Annotated in this window: 18 protein-coding genes; 1 reads left to right on the top strand and 17 read right to left on the bottom strand. The window is 62.7% G+C overall.

The window, feature by feature from the left end:
* Positions 1-605: 605 nt before the first annotated feature.
* The gene (locus tag ABNQ40_RS35235) at positions 606-1547 is read left to right on the top strand and encodes an alpha/beta hydrolase (protein ID WP_377806666.1); all 942 of its coding nucleotides are present in this window, start codon (positions 606-608) and stop codon (positions 1545-1547) included.
* A gap of 151 nt (positions 1548-1698) precedes the next feature.
* On the opposite strand, the gene ABNQ40_RS35240 is transcribed toward ABNQ40_RS35235, so the two are convergent.
* The 17 genes from ABNQ40_RS35240 to traL form a co-directional block, all read right to left on the bottom strand.
* A complete protein-coding gene (locus ABNQ40_RS35240) occupies positions 1699-1947 on the bottom strand; it encodes a hypothetical protein (RefSeq protein ID WP_391349780.1) in 249 nt (82 codons plus the stop codon).
* 311 nt (positions 1948-2258) lie between these two features.
* Positions 2259-3281, bottom strand: a complete 1023-nt coding sequence (locus ABNQ40_RS35245; RefSeq protein WP_391349782.1) for a TraU family protein — start codon at positions 3279-3281, stop codon at positions 2259-2261.
* A complete protein-coding gene (locus ABNQ40_RS35250; protein WP_377806664.1) occupies positions 3281-4408 on the bottom strand; it encodes a TrbC family F-type conjugative pilus assembly protein in 1128 nt (375 codons plus the stop codon). The genes ABNQ40_RS35245 and ABNQ40_RS35250 overlap by 1 nt, the downstream gene beginning before the upstream one ends.
* Positions 4409-4477: 69 nt before the next feature.
* Entirely contained in the window at positions 4478-4729 is a 252-nt protein-coding gene (locus ABNQ40_RS35255; protein WP_377806663.1) for a hypothetical protein, read from the bottom strand.
* 118 nt (positions 4730-4847) lie between these two features.
* A complete protein-coding gene (locus ABNQ40_RS35260; protein WP_377806662.1) occupies positions 4848-5288 on the bottom strand; it encodes a hypothetical protein in 441 nt (146 codons plus the stop codon).
* Between the two features lie 332 nt (positions 5289-5620).
* Positions 5621-6139, bottom strand: coding sequence for a S26 family signal peptidase (locus ABNQ40_RS35265; protein ID WP_391349785.1), 519 nt, complete (start codon positions 6137-6139; stop codon positions 5621-5623).
* On the bottom strand, positions 6136-6606 hold the full coding sequence (locus ABNQ40_RS35270) for a hypothetical protein (RefSeq protein WP_377806661.1): 471 nt from the start codon (positions 6604-6606) through the stop codon (positions 6136-6138). The genes ABNQ40_RS35265 and ABNQ40_RS35270 overlap by 4 nt, the downstream gene beginning before the upstream one ends.
* Positions 6578-9028: a type IV secretion system protein TraC gene (gene traC, locus ABNQ40_RS35275; protein WP_377806660.1), complete on the bottom strand. Its 2451-nt coding sequence runs from the start codon at positions 9026-9028 to the stop codon at positions 6578-6580. Before traC ends, ABNQ40_RS35270 begins: the two co-directional genes overlap by 29 nt.
* The gene (locus ABNQ40_RS35280; RefSeq protein WP_377806659.1) at positions 9028-9753 is read right to left on the bottom strand and encodes a DsbC family protein; all 726 of its coding nucleotides are present in this window, start codon (positions 9751-9753) and stop codon (positions 9028-9030) included. Before ABNQ40_RS35280 ends, traC begins: the two co-directional genes overlap by 1 nt.
* 206 nt (positions 9754-9959) lie before the next feature.
* On the bottom strand, positions 9960-13670 hold the full coding sequence (locus tag ABNQ40_RS35285; protein ID WP_377806658.1) for a hypothetical protein: 3711 nt from the start codon (positions 13668-13670) through the stop codon (positions 9960-9962).
* A 312-nt stretch (positions 13671-13982) separates the two neighbouring features.
* Entirely contained in the window at positions 13983-15590 is a 1608-nt protein-coding gene (locus tag ABNQ40_RS35290) for a thrombospondin type-1 domain-containing protein (protein ID WP_377806657.1), read from the bottom strand.
* Positions 15591-15834: 244 nt separating this feature from the next.
* Positions 15835-16185: a TraA family conjugative transfer protein gene (gene traA, locus ABNQ40_RS35295; protein ID WP_377806656.1), complete on the bottom strand. Its 351-nt coding sequence runs from the start codon at positions 16183-16185 to the stop codon at positions 15835-15837.
* Positions 16186-16192: 7 nt separating this feature from the next.
* Entirely contained in the window at positions 16193-16816 is a 624-nt protein-coding gene (traV, locus tag ABNQ40_RS35300) for a type IV conjugative transfer system lipoprotein TraV (RefSeq protein ID WP_377806654.1), read from the bottom strand.
* 91 nt (positions 16817-16907) lie between these two features.
* A complete protein-coding gene (locus ABNQ40_RS35305) occupies positions 16908-18392 on the bottom strand; it encodes a TrbI/VirB10 family protein (RefSeq protein WP_377806653.1) in 1485 nt (494 codons plus the stop codon).
* Entirely contained in the window at positions 18389-19606 is a 1218-nt protein-coding gene (locus tag ABNQ40_RS35310; RefSeq protein ID WP_377806652.1) for a type-F conjugative transfer system secretin TraK, read from the bottom strand. The genes ABNQ40_RS35305 and ABNQ40_RS35310 overlap by 4 nt, the downstream gene beginning before the upstream one ends.
* Positions 19603-20256 carry a TraE/TraK family type IV conjugative transfer system protein gene (locus tag ABNQ40_RS35315; RefSeq protein ID WP_377806651.1) on the bottom strand — a complete coding sequence of 218 codons (654 nt, stop codon included), beginning with the start codon at positions 20254-20256 and terminating at the stop codon, positions 19603-19605. The genes ABNQ40_RS35310 and ABNQ40_RS35315 overlap by 4 nt, the downstream gene beginning before the upstream one ends.
* A gap of 16 nt (positions 20257-20272) precedes the next feature.
* A complete protein-coding gene (gene traL, locus ABNQ40_RS35320) occupies positions 20273-20554 on the bottom strand; it encodes a type IV conjugative transfer system protein TraL (protein WP_109154410.1) in 282 nt (93 codons plus the stop codon).
* Positions 20555-20791: the final 237 nt, after the last annotated feature.

Consider the following 20791-nt stretch of genomic DNA (forward strand, 5'->3'; position numbering starts at 1 on the left):
CCCACCCGGTGGACGCAAGAGCGCCGCAACTCACAGCCCGTGCAAAAGTCAGGTGACCGCAGGCGCCTTCGGTTAAGGTGAACGAGGCGGTGCATCATGATCCCGATATGGGCGAGTGTGACCATGACCTTGGCGACGCCGGTGCGTTCCTCGTAACCCATGGAGAACTGTCGCCACCGTCCGAACCACCCAAGGGATCGTTCGACCACCCAGCGCCGCGGAACAAGGATGAAGCATCCACCAGCGATAGGCCGGACGCTGATCAGCGTCAGCCCGTTTTGCGAAAACGATTAAACCACTCGCAAAATGGAGAGCGTCCAAGAAGAAGCGCATTCACCTTCAACTTGACGCTGCCCATCGAAAACACTCCGCCCGTCATTCGGGCAAGCCGCAGGAGGCACGAGTACTCCCTCGTCGGCCCGACTTCCTCCCTTGTCAAGCTCGGGGCACTCGTACTCTAATATATCAATCTGGTGCCGCTTCGACAGAACCATAAAGCTGGCGATCCAGCGCCTTTGTGTCGGCAAAGCGCCAGCAGGAAGGGAGTATCCGAAACAATGCCGTGTCTGAATAATTTCCGCAGGTGGGTCGTCCGGTCGGTCGCGGTGACCGTACTCGGAACGGCTGCGATCGCCGCCGGCTACCCTGCCCCCTCGACAGCCGCAGTACTGGAGGACCGGCAGGAAATCGCCTTATGGCCGATTGGCCCGCTCGCTTCCGCGCAATTTCCCCTGCCGCAGCAAGTGTTGGAGCGCAGCAAGGATCCGGCCATCAAGGACCGCGCCGTGCTGGCCATCACCAAGCCGGAGTTGCTGGTCTACCGGCCAGCGGCACCGAACGGCACGGCGCTTCTCGTCACCCCGGGCGGCGCTTATCAGCGCGTGGTCATCGACAAGGAGGCGGACGAAATCGCGCCGCGCTTCACCGATGCCGGCGTGACCGTGTTCCGGCTAGTCTACCGGCTGCCTGGTAAGGCCCAGTTGACCGACGCCCCGCTGATGGATGCCCAACGGGCGCTCCGCCTGATCCGCGCCAACGCGGCCGAATGGGGAATCGACCCGGCGCGGGTGGGAGTGCTTGGCTTCTCGGCTGGCGGCCACCTCGCCTCGCAACTCGCGACCGGGTATGAGCGCAAGGTCTATGAACCGGTCGATTCGGCGGACCAACTCTCTGCCCGGCCTGACTTCCTAGCGCTGGGGTACCCGGTCATCACGATGGACGAGCGGTTCACCCATACTGTTTCGCGCCAGGAGTTGATCGGCGAGTCTCCGTCGTCTGAGCTGATTGCCGCCTATTCGACAGAGCGGCAGGTGACCGCCTCGACGCCGCAGGCCTTCCTGTTCCACGCCAACGATGATGCCGACGTGCCGGTCACCAATTCGCTGCTCTTCTACGACGCTCTGCGCAAAGCCGGTGTTCCGGCGGAGGTTCATATCTTCCGCCAAGGTGGCCACGGTTTCTCGCTGCGCTTCGCCGCCGGGTTGCCGGCAGCGCAGTGGCCGGACCTGATGCTGAACTGGATGAGGTCAATCAGGATGCTACCCTGATCATCTTCGGCGGTACCCGGCGGTGGAACACCTCCGCCGGTATCGTCAAGCTGAGGCTGGTGGGGTGAGCGGCATGCTTGTCGGAGCCGTGGACGAGGACGCCGGAGCAGGAAGCCCGAGGTGTTGACGGCGATGTGACGCTTGCGGCCCGTCATATTTCTGGCCGAGTCAAAGTCTCAGGCGCGCCCTTTGCCGTCGCCTTGACGCTTTGGGAGTCACGGATGGCGGCCGTGGGCGTCGGATCGCGGCCTTCCTGCTCGCGCCGCATCACCAACAGATGGTGGCGAAGGGCCTCCCACACGCCGGCTTCCAGGAAGGCGCGGAAGTACCGGTAGACCGTGGGCCAGGGCGGAAAGGTCGGCGGGGGCTGCAGATGACCATATTGGAGGCCGGTCAGCACTACGTAGAACAGGGCGTCCAGCAGCCGGCGCAGTCCGTACTGCGAGGCGGTCCGCCGGGCTTGGCGGACGGGATCAGGGGGGGGCGATCACGCGATACTGGTCATCGCTCAGGGCTAGGTTGGCGTCTTAATCGCCAACCAGACTGGGCTCCTCGGGCGCCCACATCAGTGGCCTCCGGCAGCGTGTGTGTTCCCTCCCAACAGCCTTTACGTCAGACCCTCACCCCGTGAGCGACAACTTCCGAAACGGGCTGGCAAACGCGACCCTAATCATGAATAAACGTCGCGTTTCCCTCTATACTATCGACGTCTTACATGAATGATGAACAACAGTCGACCCAGCGCCAAAGAATAAACATAGTATCTTCCCCCACGGCAGGGATCTGTTTGCCCATCCCCCAACGCCAGTCGGACTCCCCAGTGACATGATCACTTCTTGTTTCCGGCAGCGGGAAGAACATACTCCACCTATACTGCGACTTGGGGAACATAGGATCGATACGGCCGGCGCACAGCGCGTCATCCCCCATCGTCCGCCAGGAGAGCCCGCGGCGATGAGCCGCCGCAATGGACCGCGCGGCCAAGAGGTTGGTATTTTCCGCCAAAGAGCCCAGTGCCTCGTCCCATCCTGAGAAGGGATAGATTGATGTGCTCCAGGCGCCAGCGCACCAGAACATCTTCGTAATCGGCCGCCCAGCCGTTGCGGCGGCAGCGTCCGCCACACACGCCGACTGCGTGATGGGATCGGCGACGGCTGCGGCCTCGGGCTGCGTGAAGAATGCCAACTCCGAGTTATTCCAGGTCGGGTCCAACTCGGAAATCATCATGAGGTCAAAGTCGAAGAAGCCGTCGCTGACGCAATTGTTGTCGACGAATAGGTCGAGCATGATGAGCAACGGAAACGCGTATGTGTGATAGTGATAGAAGGCACTGTCACCGTAGTCGAGTTCCGAGTTGCCCTTTGTGCCCTGCATGCGCCGGGAGATCGGCAACGTGATTCCCCCGAGCGCCATCGAGCATCCAGGCTTGCGCACCAGCTCCACAATTCGCGCCGGCTGCCACATGGAAATGGTCATGCCCGGCTTCGGCAGCCCCGCCCGGTCGTTGCACAGGCACAGCGCCTTTTTGGTGGCCCCTTCCGGCACTCGGCTGTTTCCCCCGCCCAGGGGGATGCCTGAGACCTTGATGGGGAAAATGCAGCCCCAGCAGATGTCGGTGAGGAGCTTTCCCGAGAACAGTTCAGAGTTTTGGCAAGCCGGATCAGCCAAGGCAGACGACACGGGGCTTGCAACGAGGCCAAGGGCCAGAGCGGCGGCGGCGAAAAGGCGGCGCATCAGGGCTTGTCCTTCTCTGGAGGAATCTCGGTGACGACGAAGGCGCGCCCATCGGACTCGATCAGCGCCGGCACGCGCTCTAACTTGAAGCGGGATTTGATGTCGGGGGTCAGCAGATAGACCGGGCCATCAACACGCTGCTCCAGCCTGTCGAGGCCCTCCCAGCTACCTTCCCGATCGATGGCCGTCATGACCAACGTGACACGCCGCCTGCCCTGTATCTCAGCAGCGAGCTTGGCGGCTATTGCCACTTGGCCGGGAGACCGGGCGTCGAAGACGACCAGCCTCTGAGTGAAGGGCAGCTTATCGAGCGGGTTGATCCGGCGTCCGGCTTCGACGAGGACGCGCCCCTGAGCATCGGTGATCGGCTTGGTGACTACGACGGTCGGATCGATAGAGCGCACCCGTCGTTCCGTTGCCTCTGGCAGTTCGTCGAACCGGGCCTTGCTCCAGAACTCATCACGGGCTCGGCGCTTGTAGCCCTCAAGATCGAAGTCCTTGGCTTTCGCCTGCAACACCTCGATCAGATCGGGCTCTACCACCTCAACTGTGGGGCCGAGAACACCGAGATCGCCAGCCGCGCCCTCCCTCACCTTGTCGGCGATGAAATCCGGGGACATAAGTCCGGTGGCATGGGCGAGCACATTCGCGCCGTCCATGTAGGCGACCACTGGTGCCGCCGTAACGGACAGGTCCCGGAAGACCGTAGGATCGATGATCACGTTCGGCAGCGGGTCCATGTCCCGCAGCATGGCGTGAAGCCGGCGGACGCCCTGCCCGAATGTCTCACCTGGCAGAACGCCCCTGAAGACCACCTGCACGTCGTCGCGGCCGGCAACGCTTTGGAAGAGTTCCTTCAGCGCTGCATCTCCCAGCGCCCAAGATGCGAGGATCCTCACCCGCAGGCCGTCGTCGCGCGGAGGTTGGCCGGCGGCGGGTCCATCGTCAGGCATGGACATTTGTCGCTCGGCGGCATCCTTGCCATAGAGCCACGCGGGTGGCGGCTGCGTGATTGCCTGCTGCTTGATACGCTGCGCCCTCTCCACAATGGCTCGGATCTCATCATTCGCGATTGCTGGCGTGGCCAGGATGGTCGCGCCAAGGAGCAACAGGGCGAAACTGCGCATGGACGGTCCTGAATGTGTGGGGATGTTGAAACGGCAGCCGCGGTCAGGTGGGACGGCGGCACCAGCAGGTCACTGCTCGCGCATGCTGGTCGGCTTGCTGCCGGTCAGGGCCAGATAAACCCGAGCTCCAACCGCGGCGATCACCGTCACGATGGCGGGCGGCGCCAGTGATTCGAAGTCGATTGGGAGCTCGGTGCTCTCCGTTCCCGTCCAGATCAGGTCGGCCCAAAAAAACAGGCCAGCCACGACCATGGCGGCAACGACAAAGGAGCCGACTAATGTGAAGGCGAAATCAAGCAAGGTGATAGTTTTTTCGAGCATCGGACTCTCGAGAGCATCGGGACAGGGTTCCCGTCCAAGGCCCCCAAGACTACCGCTATCCGCAATCGATCCGCGCCGCCGAAAGACGCTGGAAATCGTCGCCTTTCAGCAGCGCCCGCTATGGTGATGACAGGATGACGATAACCGACAGATCGTCGGTGAACTGGCCCCACCGGCTCTGAACCGCAGATGCCAGCGCGGCTGCAGGGCTCCGGCCCTGTGACAGCTTCAGGAGCGCCAAAGCGTTTTCCGGCCAGAGGTAGCGCCAGAGCCCATCCGAGCCGATCACAATCGGATCGGTGCTGGCACCAATCACGCAAGGAGAGGGATCGGTGATTCCGGCGCCTACCCTCTGGTTCCGCTCGCCCCCTGAAATCTCAACCGGGCCGTCCTCATCTCTCGACCACGCTTCTGAATCCCCTACCCTCACAAAGGTCAGCCGACCTCCGCCAAGGTAGCCGAGAATGGCCGTCGTGCTCCCATCGTCAGCCTTGTGCAGGGCAGCGTCAGCGGCGACGAGAATTGCCGCAAGGTCATGCCCGGTAGGAGGCGTCTCCATGGCTTTCACCGCTCTCTGGACCGTCCCTAGCAGAAGGCGCGGAGCCCGGCACCCACGAGCACCGGCGCCATCAGCCAGAAGCAGCACAAGTCCATCTGGCGCCGGTAAGCAGGCCGCGATGTCGTCAGCAAAGGCAGCGCCGGTCATCGGACGGACACACACGGTCACGGCGCATCGGTCGGTTCGATGATGCGCATCCGTCGGCGGATCGGCGGGAAAAGGAGCACTTGGGCCGTGAGTAGGGCTCGCCAGCGGTTCTCCGCGCACCGGAGCCGCCGTCGTAGTAAGACGCCGAAGAAGCGCGAGCATATGGGACCTCCTTGGACGGCGGGTCAGAAGAGGCGGTAAGCCCGTCCCACGATCTGGGCGACAGGCAGCTCACCCCAATACCGGCTATCGAAAGAGTCGATAGTCCGGCCCATCACCCAGATTGCTCCAGGCGACACCACCAGCTCACGAGCGAAGTCACCTGCCTGCCGGCCTAGGGTGCGTGCAAGGGCCAGCCCCTCGCCCACTTTGGCTCCGTTAACGGTGACGGCCGCCTCGCCGACGGCGACGTGATCGCCAGGCACACCGTCAGCCACTTTGACCATCGTCGTGCCGTTCTTGAAGTAGGGCGTGAGCCCATTCGCCGCGAAGGCCACGAGTTGCCCGCGCTCAATGTTCTTGTCCCAGCGATCGATCAGCACCACCCGGGTGTCCGGCAGGCACCGGGAGATTTGCGGGTCGATTCCGATACGGTACCGGTCGGTCACATAGGCGCCGGCGGCGTAGAGCGCCACCAGCAGCGCTCCTGCCTTCAAGGCAAAGCGGCCCCACGGTTCCCGCCGGGGTGCGGCGGCGCCTGTCACTCCCTCTTCTCCTGGCCGCCTGCTTGCGGTGCCGGTGGCGAGACCGGCTTAGCGGCAGCTGGCATCATCATCGCCCCGTCCGGGGCTGCGAGCACCGACTGGCCATCCAGCACGATGTACCCATCCTCCTGAAGCCGGCGAATGTCACCCCGGACCCGACCCATCGCGATTGCGATTGCATCGGCCGGCTGCCCGTTCAGCGCCGTCGCCATTTTCGTGAAGTCGACGACGATTACAGGCGGACGGGCTGCGACCTCCGCTTCTAGAAGCGCCACCCGATGCCCCATCCCGAGGTAGGCGACACCGACGCTCACCACCACGGTAAGCACGAAGCGGAGCACACCGTCGAGAACGTCCGGCTTGCGGCCCGCGTTCTGGCGCTTCGCCGAGGATGGAGCTGCCACTTCGTCAGAGGCTGTGCTGGGGGCGGCCTGTGCGTCAGGCGGCAGAGCGGCGTTTTCCACCATTTCTCTCCTCGATGAGCATGTAAACGGCATCCCGAACAGCAACGCCCTGCGCGGTCAGCCGCTTGATGGCGTTCACCTCCTCGGCCATGGTCGAGTAGATCAGCTGGCGGAATGGATCGACGATGAGCCGCCCGATGCCGCATCCGTGCGACGTGATTGCAAAGATCTCCGAGTATTCGCCCGGAACCGTATGGACGGTCTTGAGCAGCTCATAGCCTCCCTCGGTGAGCGGCAGCCGGCTCTCCTTCTTCAGCGCATCGATGGCCTCGGGCTTCTGACCCAGCAGGTACATGTTCGCGCTGTTCTCGACGATGGCTCGGCCGGTCGGTGCTGCGTAGAGATCGCCGACACCTTGGGTGATGGTCACGGCCGCGCCGCCGTATTTGCGGAACCGCCGGTAGCCATGCTCGATGAACTTGGCAACGTCGCCCTGCATGAGCAAATCCCAAGCCTCATCAATGATTACGAGCTTCGGACGATCGCGTTCGCCGAGATACATTTCCTGCTGGATTTGGTAAATCAGCTGCAACAGGACGACTTGCTGGAGGTGCTTGCGCCCCTTCAACTCTTCGAGTTCCAGCACGGTAAACCGATTGTTGAACGCGACGTTGTTCTTGCCGTTGAAGTATTTTCCGTACTGACCGCTTTTGGAGAAGCTGTAAAGCTGATGCCCGAGATCGCTGATGCGATTGTCTTCGCGGGCCTCTCCTTCTCGCAGGAACCACTCGATCAGGTCATCCACGACCATCTGGTTCCCTTTGGCTTCCCACGTTTCATGCAGTGCCCGTTTCATTTCCTGGGTCTGCAAATCGCTGAGGCCTTCGGTCGGAGCAGCCATGGCGGCGAGAAGACCGACGAGGACGTCCTCCTGATCCTCGAAGTCTTCGCCGTCCTCCATTGCTTGAATCAGTTCGAACGGATTCAAGCAGATTGCAGTGCCCTTCCCGAAGTGAATGAAATCACCATCGAGCAGTTCGCACAGTTTTTCATATGACCGGCCAACGTCAATCACCCACACGCGCCCACCCATGGAAAGTGTTGACGAGATGAGTTCGTTGGTCAGAAACGATTTACCGGAGCCGCTCTGCGCGGCGATCGTGGTGTTGAAGTTGGACGTGCTGTCGTACAAGGACAGCGACATCAATTGACCGTTGCGGCTGATGAGGTTGAGAACCGGCGTGCCCGTGCCCCGCCAATCACCGAACACTGGCAATAGCGGCACGGCCTGACGCGTAGCCATGGTTTTGTAGCGAAACAGCTCTTTGATTGCCTTCTTCTCCGCACCGAATGGCAGAGCGTTCAGAAAGATCGGGAGGCAGAAGAACTTGTCGGGCAGCAGGTTATAGCCCATCTCGCCCCAATAGGCCTGAGCGCTCGACACGGCGCCCGTGGCGGCATCGTCATCGTCAGCGAACAGGGTCATGGAGAGGCTGAGGCGGCAGGTTCTGTCACCGTCGTCCAGGGCCTCGAAGAGAACGTCGAAGTCGTCCTTCCTCTGCGCCAGCTTCGGCACGAATATGCGCATACGACCGATCGCTTGGTTGGTCGCCCATTGCCGCTTCGTTGAAAGACCTGCCTTGGCCTTCTGCGGATCCGGATAATGAAGGCTGGCGCTGATCATGAAGGGAACGCGAATGCCGCGGATCCCTTCCCACATGTCTCCGATGAAGTTCGCCGCCTGTCCGAAATAGATGCGCTGCGGGAAACGCTTAATCGACAGCGTGCGAACGCGGGTTTCGCCGAGCGACAAGCCCTTTGCGTTCACCTTCAGGTCGGTCTGGTAATCGAACACCTGATCGCGCAGCAGCTTGTCCGTTTCGATTTCGCTGGTTCCATCGAGGCGCCAGGAGGCGTCCTTGCCCTGGTTGATGAGCGGAACCATCACGTCCAGCCATGCTTGCGACGTAAGGGGGATCGGGGCGAGCCCCACCGACTCAAGGCTCTTCTGCACCGTGACTTTCTGCTCGCTGGCCCGGTCTAACTCCGCTTGGGTGGGTTCATTGCCGGAGAGCGGGAGCTTAACCGTGACGAGAAGCTGGATGTCACGAACACGGAGGCCGCTGCGCTTCTCCACAGGGTCATTGACGCCGGCCGTCAGGAACTTCGCACGTTGCTCCACCGTCTCCAGCAGCAGCGGGTCTTCCTGCCCGGCCCGGAGTTGGCGCATGTGGAACAAGGGCGGTTGAATGTTCTGCGAACCAAGCAGAATGAACTGGAGGATGGTATCGGTCGGCCACGCATCCTTTAGCATCACGTTGAGACGTTCGGCCGCCTTAGGATCACCAGAGGTTAGCGGTCGGCACATGAACCCAAAGCCGATGGTTTGGTCCGCGCAGTAGAAGATCTCGCTGTCAGGCTCGTAGGCGAGCGGCATCAGCAGCTCGCCGCACCGATCGGACTTGTAGCGTTGGTTCAGGGGCATCAGATCCGGCCCTCCAGCCAGCTGTCGAGGTCCTGAGGAAGCCCACCCTTGGTGCGGCCGTCCGGCGCGATCATGAAGGGAACACCCTTCACACCGACAAGCTGCGCCGTCACCAGTCGCTTCTGGATGGGCAGCAGGTTGCAGTTTTCGTTCTGCGGCAGGCTGTCGCGTATTGGCCCGGCCATGAGCGATGCAAGCGCCGCGGCCGGATCGGTCGCGCAGGACACCATCCGCGTCAGCCGCTCGCTTTCCTGGCCGAGGACGGGAACGACGATGACCTGGAATGTGTACTTGCCTGCCAGCGCGGGCATCTGCTGCAAGATGCCGTGGCAGTAGGGGCACTTGGGGTCGACGAAGATCGTCACTTCCTTCGCGCCGGTGCCGTAGCGGAATGCGCCCAACTCAGCCGGCGTTACACCCAGTTTGGAGAGATGGACGCGGCTCGCGTTGTCGCGGAGGTCGGCCAGGTTGTTCACCCGCTTTCCAGTCCAAGTGTCGTAAAGCTCACCGCGCAGCACATAGCGGCCATTGTCGGAGATAAAGGCCATCCCGGGAAAGCCCTCGCCTTCAACAGCGGTAAAGCCGCCGGAGGGGAGCTTTTCCATTGCCGTGATCCCGGCCGTCAAGGCGTTGCGGTTGATCTGCGCCTCGGTCTCGGCCGAGGCCGGTCCCAAGCTGCAGGACAGGGCCAGAAGAGCGACCGAAAGTCCGAGTGCGACGCGCACGGTAATCCTCCAAGTGCAGAGAAATTCTGGCTCGGAGGCTACTCATTTCGGCGGTTTCTTCGCGCCGTCGAAAGACGCGTGAAATCAGCGTCTTTCTCAGGCGTGCCCAGACTTGACAACATGCGCAGATGATTGCCCGAGAGGCCTAAAGGCCCGGCGCCATAAACCGGACCTTTGCCTCACATCCTTACTGCTTGGGGGCGGCGCTATGGTGTTGCCGGGGGAACCTCCGCCGGTTCGGCCTCGGTCCCAGCCGTCACCTCAGGTGACTCCGCACCGGAGTCATCAACCCCCCGCAGCGTTACAACCGGGGTATCGCTGCGGGACAGCTTCGATACCGAGATCCGGTTCGAGTTGAAGGCAACCGGTTCGCCATCGAGCGTCCAGCGGTAGCCTACGACACGCCCATCGTCGTCGCGGCAATCGGCGTAGTAAATCCAGCCACTCGTCCACTCCCGCAGGGTGGCGGTGCAGCGAGGGGGCGTATTGGCCGCCACGGTGACGGTCTGCGAAGCCCCAAAGCTCCATCCCATCAGCGTCTTCGCTCGCGCCTCCACCGTGTGTGTGCCCTCGCCCAGGGTCATCTTCGAATAGGACCCTGTGGTCCCGGTGGGCGCTCCGTTCAGATAGTATGCGAGTGATGTGATGCGGTCGCTTGGATGGCCCCCCGTGATCGAAGGCTTGACCGTTAGATCCAGAGGGGCTCGGTAGTACGGGTTGGACGGGGACACGGCGAGCGTCATGTTGTAGTTCGGTGCGGCAAGCATGTTCACCGTCGTGTTCACCGTCGACGAATGGCCGCGAGTGTCGGAAACGGACGCGGAAAACGGATAGGCCCCTGGCGTCTCGGTTCGGACAACGCGCATCGTCTGGTTGGCGTCCTCGAGCAATGTGGCGGCCGGTGGCAGGGACCAGTTGTAGGTCGGGTTGTCGAGCTGCATGGGCCGCCCGATCTGGCGCAGGCGCACCGTCACATCCGCCGGCGCATACTGCGAGCTTCTGGTCGGCTCCAGGCTGAACTCCGGCCAGACGTATTCCCAAACCCTCACGCGCTTGTCTTCGCTGCCCAAGGTACCGTCGAACCCGACAATCTCAGCGTGGTAGGTGAGGGTCACCGTGTCGGCCGCCAAATTCTCCGATGTAGGCCCCCAGGTCAGCATCGGACCATCGACACGCGTCCCGTCGGGAAGTGTCCACCACCCACGCAGTTCCACATCCATGTTCCGGTGGGGCAGGCCCATCACGCCGCGGAACGTGCCGGTCTGCGGGTACTCGACACGGGCCGGTCCGACGATGCGGATCATCGGCGGGCGAACCGGCACGAAGTTGACGCGCCGCCGCAGTTCACGCCACGCAAACGGGTCGTCGGGAGGTGCATCCAGCATGCGGGCGCGGGCGACCAGAATCATGCGCTCCGGTTCGTTGCGGGTGACGTTGAATTCGAGCTTGCCGGGGGTGAAGGATTTCCCGGCATCCAGTGACCACTCGACCGAGACCTGCTCGTCGGTTACCGGCTCGCCCTTGTGCGTGAGCAGCAGCTTGTAATGACCATTGCCGCCGAGGAAAACGTGCTCAGGGCCGTCCAACTTGCCCTGCGGCACGTCGTAAGCGATGACATGGATCGGATCTGTCGTGTGTTCCGCACCGGAGAACTTGTTCTGGAGGACCGCACGCACATCGTACTCACCTTTCGGGAACGTGTACGACAGGCGCATTTTGTTGTTCCGCATTGGCGGAACAACGCTCCACGTCGATCCACCATCAGCACTCACCTGCCAGGTCACGGTGCCCAGCGCAGTGGCGTCCAGGCGGTGATCGAGGGCAAGACTAAAGATGGAAGTGAGCGGTGCTTCACCGGTGATCCGGCGTGCCGTCAGGCCAGCGCCGATCGCACCGCCCTTGACGACGGTGAGGTTCAGCGGCCGGATCGCAAATTCGGTGCGCGAGTATTCCGGAACCGGCGACTTGACGCGCGCCTCAGCCGTGAGGCGGACGTAGCCGGTGTCGAAGGTGCCCTCCGGCAGCGTGAACGAAACGTCGCCGTTGTCCGCCGAGACAAATTCGGTCAGCGGCTCGGTCGTCTGATAGTCGATGTACTTGACGAGGCGGATCTCCCACACGCCCATCGTCTCGGCATTGTAGCCCGCCTCCTGTTTGTAGACGTCCCGAATGCCCACCGCGACCGGCAGGTCCTGGGTGTCCAACATGAACGTTGTCGGCACCGTAACTACGGGCTTGATGTTGGCATTAGGAACAGCAAGCAGTTCGAACGTCCGTTCGGACTTGTTTTCGGGCATCTGCGAATAGCGGGCCTTCACAGTCCAGGGTGTGCGGCTCCACAGCTCCGCCTCTACCGCGTTCAGGCGCCGCTGTATCTCCCTCATTTCTCCCCAAGGGGAGGCGTCGAACTCACCATCCTCGATCACCTCTCCTCCGCGCGCGACCGAGACACGGTAGACTGCGTTAGCTCCTTTGATCACGGAGTTGCCTGCGTAGCCGCCGTCACGGGAGACCGCGTAGAGACCGTCTTTTAGAACGGTCAGCATGTCCTCGGTGATTGCCGGTACCGGAGGCTCAATCACGTTGTACGCAAACGATCCTTCTCCAGCCGGGATCTTGGAGCCCAGCGGGGTGATGACATCGACCTTCCACCGCACTTCCTGAGTGCCGGCCTGCTCCAGCGAACCCTTCAGGAAGGGGCGCACCCAATACTGATCCTGGGACAGCGTGTTGGGCAACGCCGTCCATGTCAGTGCACAGCGCACCACCGCATCGGAGGAACGATACTCTGCTCCCTCATAGCTCCAATACGTGTCGCAGGACGGCCCCGCAGACTGCTTCAACATCACTTCCAACGGCTGGACCAGCCGGTAGGCGCGGTCTGACGAACGCTGCGGCTGGTAGGCGAGAAGATTGCCGATGGGCGTAACTGTGAGTGTCGCTGTACCAGACGCCACACGCACCTGCACATCGCTGGGATCGATCAAGCTGATCTTGTAGCCGACGTCGTACGCTCCGTGGACCCACATGCGTCCCTCCGCCATGGGCGTCAGCGCGGTTACGGGCTTGAGGTCCGTCGGCAGTGGTTCCCACTCAACGAGGCATTTCGGAGCGGCCAGTGCGTCACTGGATCGCGCGGTCGAACGGCTGGACGTCAGTTCGCATCGGTTTCCAGCGATCGGCTCGACCTTGAGCTTCGCCATGTCAAATGCTTGACGCACGGACCAGGATTCAGCCTTCATGGCAACATGCGGCACCCAGGTGTTCACCCGGAGATCAACGCCAGGGCTGTTCGGAGCGACAGTGGTGATCCAAAGCCGCGCCTGCCCTTCCCGCCCGTCCTCCGCCGCCATCATAGGCAGCGAGAGCTTTCCAGACGCGGTGGTAAAATCGTAGGAGCCGATCGGCACACCGACATCACCGGGATTGATCCTCACGCCGGCGATCACCAGCGAGACATTTGAGTCCTTGTGCATTGAAACACGCATCTCGTGCGTGCCGCCAAGCGTGCCCCCGTTTGGGAGTTTCCAGACGTCTGTGGTCAGCGGGTTTAGGCGAGCGCCGTTACGAAAGCTGTGCTGAACCCCTGGGATCCAGATCTCGTTGGCGGTAGCTGTCACAACGGGAACGGTGGCTGGAGCATACGTGATCGTCCACTCCCGGGTCGCCGACGCCCCATTCCCATCTCTCGTCGTTGCAGAAAGCTTGTAATCACCCACCCAGGAAGACGGGAGAGGATTGTCGGTGATGATCTTGTAGCCCTCGGCGCGGTTGGCGAGGGTCAAGATCACAGGATCACCAGTTACATTGGTTCCCGGTCCGGTCACTTTGAACGACGTGGCATCGCCCGCACGATGCTCATTGTGGGGCGCTGTGCCGCCATAACTCTCAGCCATTGCAACGCCGCTGGCGATCAACAGAATAACGCCGATAGCCGTCCCCGCGGAGAGGGCTTTGAACCTCAGCCGGTTGGCGTGTTCATGGAGAGGAGCGCCGCAAGACCGTGCCCGCGATATGCACCGTCGCCAGGACTGAGTCCAGTTCCCCCTGTTCGCGGAAGTCAACGATTGCACAGCTTCGGTTCTCCTATCCATTCGGCCCACGACCCCAAGAGCAGTTGCAGCCGACAAAGCCGCGGCGAAGGTTGTTGATGCCAGCCTGTTGGGGGCGCCGCAGGTGTTGGCGCAGCCCCCCAGTAGGAGGTGCGCGAGTTCACCGCTAGGCAGCGCTTATTGGCAGCTGCCATTGCACTGGATCCGACCATCATTGACGCCACAGCAGATGCTGTTCCCTTCAGAGCAGGACGTTATCCATCCGCCGCGGTACTGCTCGCACGTAGACGGCGTGGCGATCCAATTACCGCAGGAGTCTCCATAGGTGGACTGGCACCAATACCGGGCGCAGGCCTGGCCCACATTTCCAACACAGCATCCATGCGTGTTGCAGCTCTGAGAGTCGTTTGGCCGGCTGCCCCAGCCGCAGTTGCCGCCATCGACCGACGCACCGTCGGAGCGTCGGCACCAGACCGACCGCGACTGGCTGCCGCCGCCGCACGAGGCAGAGCAACCACCCCAGCCGTCCGCCACCCAGGAGTACGAACAGCCTGAATAATTGGTGCAGCTCTGAGAGTCGTTTGGCCGGCTGGCCGAACCGCAGTTGCTGCCATCGACCGAGGTTCCGTCTGAGCGCTCACACCAGACCGCGCGGCTCTGGCTGGAGCCTCCGCAGGCATTGGCACAGGCCCCCCAGTCGCCGCTCCGCCAAGCGTAGGTGCAGGTGGCGTAGCTGGTGCATGCTTCAACCATCTGCGGTTTCCCGGCCCCGCAGAAGCTGTCGGCGACGGTCACGCCGTCAGAGCGCTCACACCATACCGACCGTGACCGGCTGGACGTGCCGCAGGCGTTGTCACACGCCCCCCATGCAGCGGTCTTCCACTCCACCGGCAAGAAGCCCGTAGCTGTTCCTGCGAGCGCAACACTGGGCTGGTTGTGGTTCGCGAGAAGGAGCGTACCGGCGTAGCTGCCATTGCGATCGGCGCGTGCTCGGACCGTGATATCGCAGGACGCGCCTGCCCCGAGAGACTGCCCAGAGCACGCGTTGCTGACGAACTCGAAGCTGCCCGGCTTGTCTCCACCGAACAGGGCCACGAGCATGTCTGTGGGCTCTTCGGTGGACGTGTTGGTGATCCGGAACGTGGCCGGGGCCGACACGCGCCATTCGCCTTCTGTCTGGCCGGCGACGTTCAGCGACGCGGGTGCGCCCGCGACGGCCGTGATCGTCAGGTTGGGCAGATCGAAATGCCGCGCCGTGCCCGACAGCGGCACGTCCATCGTGTAGCCGCCGGTGCTCAGGCGCAGAGTCCCGGACAATGGACCGAACCAGCTGGCGCGTGGCTGGACGGTAACCTGGCAGGTGCTTCCCGCGTCACCCGGCGGCCCGAGCAGGGCGCCGGAGCAATTGTCGCCGGTGATCGTGAAGTGTTCCGTCCCGGCGCTTATCGTGGCAGTGAGCGGCTTGTCCATGTAGAGCCCCAGCGCCTCGGCCCGCCCGGCATTGCTCCCACCGTTCTGCAACGTGACGCTGGTTGCCGCCGCCGGCGCCCCATTGACCGAGAGCACCAGATCACGAAAGTCTGTGATGGTGACGGCGCTGCCGCTCACCACTGCGTCTGGCCGCGACGCGGCAGGGCTGACAACGCTCGGATACGTCGCTCCTTCCGGCCCCGTCGCCTCGCCGGCATTCTTCACCCGCAGCTCAAGCGAAGGGCCACTCTGCGCCCAGGAGGCGAGCGGCATGGCAATGATCGAGAGCAGCAGGGCCGCGGTGACTTTTCTCATAGACCCTCTCCAGCACGGCGCGAACCCGCCGACCGGAGCCGGTTACGCGCAGCCTGGAGAGTTCCACAACGCAGCCTTCCTTCGCGCCGTCGAAAGGCATCCAAAACCATCATCTTTCGGCAGGATCGCCGTACGTCGCCCAAGCCTCCGACTGCACCGGAGGGGCTCCGGCCGAACATAGAAAAAGGGCGCTTCCACTGTGGAAGCGCCCTTGTTGTCCGTGCCGCCCTGCGTGCGGGATGTCTCAGATGGGAAGCACCGGAGTGGTCGCGATCACTTCCGAGACCTGCACGGGCAAAGTACCGGTCATAATCGAATCGATCACGGTAGGGGTGTTGTAAAGTCCCATGCCTGAGCCAACTCCAAGGCCCAGCGGCATAAGGCTCTGGCGAGCGACGCCGCCGACCAAGCCGACGACGACCATGGAGCCGGCAATGATGCGGCCGAGCGTTCCTTGGGTCCAATCGGTCAGCGTCAGCCAGATGTCGTCGAAAGCCGTGCCGCCTGTGCCAGCGAACACATCGCCCGCGGTAAAGGCGACGATCAGCGCGAGCGCCAGCGCGACCTGGGTGTTGGGGTGAATGCGGTGCTTCATGGTCTTGCTACTTCCCTTGCTTTACGGGGATTGAGGAAACGTGCTCCGACTTGTCCGCAGCTTTTACCGGCCGGACCGGGGCGCTATCGTTGGCCGGCGGCTTCGCCTTGGGAGCAGTCGCTTCAAGGGGCCGGAAGGCCGTCGGGGAACCAGACGCCGCGTCGGGCAGACCGACCTGCCACTTGCGCGGCTCGACCTCGCTGAAGACGAGGCCCGGCATATGCAGATCCCCCTTGGTGTCCTGATACGGGGCAATCCAAACACGCATGACGACAGCGGGTGTGCGGATCGGCACACGGCCATCGTCGGTGTAAGCCACGGGCGTCGCGCCGTACCCGACCGGGGAACCGCCGAGTGCCGAGGGATCGGACGCTGCCGCTTTACGCATGGTTTGAACCAGCCCGGTCTCCGCCGCACCTTCGGTGTTGCGCTGGGTCTCCTGGCTCAGCGTCAAACCGTTGACCGCGTCGCGGGTGTTTGTCAGCTCATAGACCTCGCGGGCGCTCTTGCAGGAGACCCCTTGCGGCATTCCCGAGCAGCTGTAGTCGCCAGCCCCGATCCCGAGGTTGGAGCACGCGCCCAGGAGGAGCGGCGCCAGGCAGGCCATGACCTTCGAGGAATTTAGGCTCATTTCTCGCAACCTTGTGTCGGAGGCAGTTTGCCGGGTTCTGATTTTTTTCGCGCCGCCGAAAGACAGCGACTTTCAACGTCTTTCTCAAACATCAGCGTGGCCCATTACCGGCCATGCCGCCGGCACCGTTGCCCCCAAAGCCGAACATTGATCCCAGGAGCCCGGAATGCCCGCCCCCGGCGTTGGAGCCTTGTTGGCCTTGGCCCGGCAACCGCATGTCCTGGAGCGCTTGCTCCTTGCCCTTTTTCTTGAAGGTCAAGCTGATGCCACGCGTTGCGATGAGATCGATCTTGCGGCCTGCATCCACCTCGATAATGGGAAAGATGTTGGACGCCATGTCGAGATAGAACTGCGCGATTTTGTCGAGCGCGGACGATGCGCCGCCGAAAGCAGCGGACCGCAGCGACTGCTCACCGGCGAACACGTCGGCATACTGCGTCTTGCCCGTGTTGCTGGTTGCCAAGACTGGGACCGGCTTCACATCGAACGCTTTGCTCACGCCATCGAGAAAACCAGCCATTAGCGCGCGGCCGATAACCTGCCCCTGCTTGCTCACCAAACGCCCGCGGATGCCCGCCTTACCGTCTTCGCCAACTGCATAGGCGGGGAAATTTGCTTCCAGCACCTTCCCTTGCTTGGTGACGCAGCTGATCGTCTCTCCCCGCAGGTACGCGCGTTCAGATGACAGATCGCCGAAGCCTGCAGCGAGCAGGAAGCACTCCTTCACGTCCGCCTTCCAGCGGTTCGGCAGGATGGCGTCATGCTTGATGCGCAAGAGGGCAGGAAACGGCTCCTTCCGCGCACTGTTGCCCGTGGGGGCATCCATGCCGGTGATGAGGGTGCCGGAGAAAATGGAGCCGGACGGGAGATAATTCTGCGCAGTTTCTTCCTGCATCTCGTCCACCGGGGTCTCTGGAACCTCCTCAACCACCACGCGGATCTCGTCGGCAGCCTGTGACCCGGATGCAGGGGCGTTGGTACGCTCGACCTTGCCTCCATCCGATTGCCCCTGCCCTGAGGGCTGGCCGCTCTTCTCGTACATCTCTGCCGAGCTCGGCGGTGCGGTCGGCGGGCGAACAGCGGCGGGCGTCGGTCCTGGACGCTGCGCCATTTCGGTAGGCGCACGGCCAATAGGCGAGCGACCTCCCTGCGCCGGCGCAGTGCCTTTCTCCTGATCCGCAAGCTTTTGCTGAAGGTCCCCCACACGCTTCTGCAATTCCTGAAGCTGCATTTCCGACGCAGATCGATCAGGATCGCTGGGAGCCACCGGTTCGCGCTGCTTGCGTTTCAGGTCCTCCTCCAGGCGCTCGATCTTCTGTTCCTTCTTCTCCAGGCTAGTTTCCAGGTTCTCAATTCGCGCTGCCATGCTGTCGAGCGTCACCTGCCGCGTGTTTTTGTCGAGCAGGACATTCTCTTGGATCGCGTTCGGATCCTTGCGCGAGGCACGGACTCTATCGCCGGGCTGGAAAATCGCGACTAGCGTGATCAAGCAGGCCGCGATCGCACCGACGGTCACCACTCGACGGAGCGTTGGGTTCGCGTTCCGCCAGTGCTCATTGATGTTCAATAGGCTCACCGGACCGCTCCCGCTCGTGTCAGCAGCGACGGCCGACGCGCGTCGGTGTCCGACGGCAGCGCTGGGCGACGGATCACGAAGACCTCAGTAGACTGACCGGCAGCGAGAACGTTGTTCGGCCAATATGCGACCGCCGCGACGTTCGGTCCGGCGCACCAGGGCTCGGCCAGCTCGACGGACGATCCTGACTGGTTGGAGACAACGCCGATGACGACCTGCAGGTGTGACCCCTCCATCACCTGACCGCCACCGAACTGGAACGTGATACCGGCCGGCCCGGTGCACCCGACCGGTGTCTCGCCACGCTCCATATCGCGCATCTGATAGCCGCTGGGCACGGTGCCGAGTGCGATATCGCGCATGATCGACCGGATCGTTTCGACGTACGGCTGGCTTTCCTCCCAGTTCTGCGCCTTCTTGTTGCCAGCAACGCCAGCAGCGCCAGCCGTCGCAGCCCCGCCGGCGGCAAACGAGGCATTCCAGACTCCGCCGCGAGGCAACTGCAGCTGAATTTCGCGCGGAGGAACACGCCGGGGTACAAGGGCGAGCGGAATCGCCACCGATTCATCTCCCTTCGGCGTGATGAAGATGGTCGCCGGCGAGGTGGTGGACACGTAGACGACGTTTCCGGAAACCTTGAACTTGGCATCGCTTGTCGTCATGACCGCCGGTTCGGCAAACGGCGTTACGATGCGGTTGGCGTGCCCCTCGGCCACCGCCAACAGCTCTGTGGTGCCAGGCCGGATGGTGATGACGGCAGGCTGGGTCATCGCTGCCAGGTCTTCGGGCGGTGGAGCCGCGCCTGGAGCAACGACACTGGAGGGCACGGCCGGAAGCTCCACCGCGCTTTCAACCTTCGGAGCCGCTGCGGTGCCGGACCGAACCACTGCCTGCGTCGTAGCGGGAGTGGTCGGTGTTGTGGATCGCGGTGGGGTCGTGGCGACCGGAGTTGCCGGTGCAGTACCTTTGGGCGCTTGAGAGGGCACCGCTACGTTGGGCTTTCCGCCCCGCGCGTCAATCTCCTCCTGGATAGCCTTTTGCAGGGTCTCCAAATCGGACGCCGGAGCGGCGGCCTTGGAGTTGTTGTAGGCGGCCTCAATCTCGCTCAGCGGCGCCACCGGCAGCTCCGAAGTTTGCGCCTGCGCGATCTGGTGTCCGACGAGAACGGCGAAGGCGCTCACGCTGGCCAGGATGATGGGCTGGACCCGCTTCACGGCTTGTTCTCCTGGTTCTTGCGAGCCTTCAGATCTTCGATCCGCTGGGCGCGCTCCTGAATTTGCTGCCGGCGCTCTCTCTCTGCGGAGGTCTGCGCGGCTCCCTCGTAGTTCGTGACCGAGGTGATTTGCGGCCGGAAGTTCCGTACGGTCCAAGTGTACTCGTAGGTCGCTTCCTCGCGCTTCTCATCGGCAGAGGGCCCCGTTACGACGCGATAACCGGTGACGAAATATTTGCTCGTCTCCCGCTCATAGATGATCTTGCGAGGATCGAACCGTGCGGTGATGCGGTTGTGCTTGATTTCGGCGATGGTGTTCTCGACGGACTTCATAACACCGTGGAAGATGTCTGGCGCCAGCAGCGGCTCCAGACCCTTACGCACGAAATCCGCATTCGCTGGTGTGATGTTGCCGAGCAGCATGGACGTCGACCACGACCAAGCCTCCAGATAGTCCTGATTGGCCGACGACCGCGACACCTCGACCGCCTTGGTCAGTTCCGGCGGCGCGATCACCACGGTCTTGTCTTTGGCGATGGCGTTGATGGCCAGCAGGAGGGTAACGCCGAGAAGGCCGAGGTTGGCTGCCCTCTGAAACCTGTTCTCAGCTCTGGACCCCTGCCAGGAAGCCAGAAAATCCTTCAAGTGCATCTGTGCGTGTCCCGGCTCAAGGCTTATAGTGATCGGCGAACGGATTGCGGATTGTCCGCGCGCTCGTGGGCATCAGCCCGATCCAATAGAGCAGGTGCTGCAAGTAACCGTCCGGGTGCCCGTCACGGAATCTCTTGTAGAGAGACGAGGCGGCGAAGCCGAGCGCGGTCATGATCAGCACGTTTCCGGTGAAAATACCGATGACGTGGAGGAGCACGATGGGCGCCAGCTCATCGGTATTCCACAGGAGAACCGTGGGCGGCTCGTCAATCTGTCTCGGAAGCTGTACCGGATCCATGCGCCAATCCCCTTGCACGTCTGGCACATTTATGCCCGTTTTCGGTTCGGCTCCGCGCCGTTGAAAGACGCTGGAAAACGTCGCTTTTCTCAGTTGCGCGGAACGGACGGACGTGCTCCGAAAGCACGGGCTTCTACCTCGTCCATGTTCGACGACGACTGGCGGCTGCTCCAATGACAGAGGGCCGGAGACATGCTCCGGCCCAGCCGCTCTACACCATTGCGCCGACTGCGGGAG

The organism is Azospirillum sp. A23 (genome assembly GCF_042938965.1).
Lineage (GTDB): Bacteria > Pseudomonadota > Alphaproteobacteria > Azospirillales > Azospirillaceae > Azospirillum > Azospirillum melinis.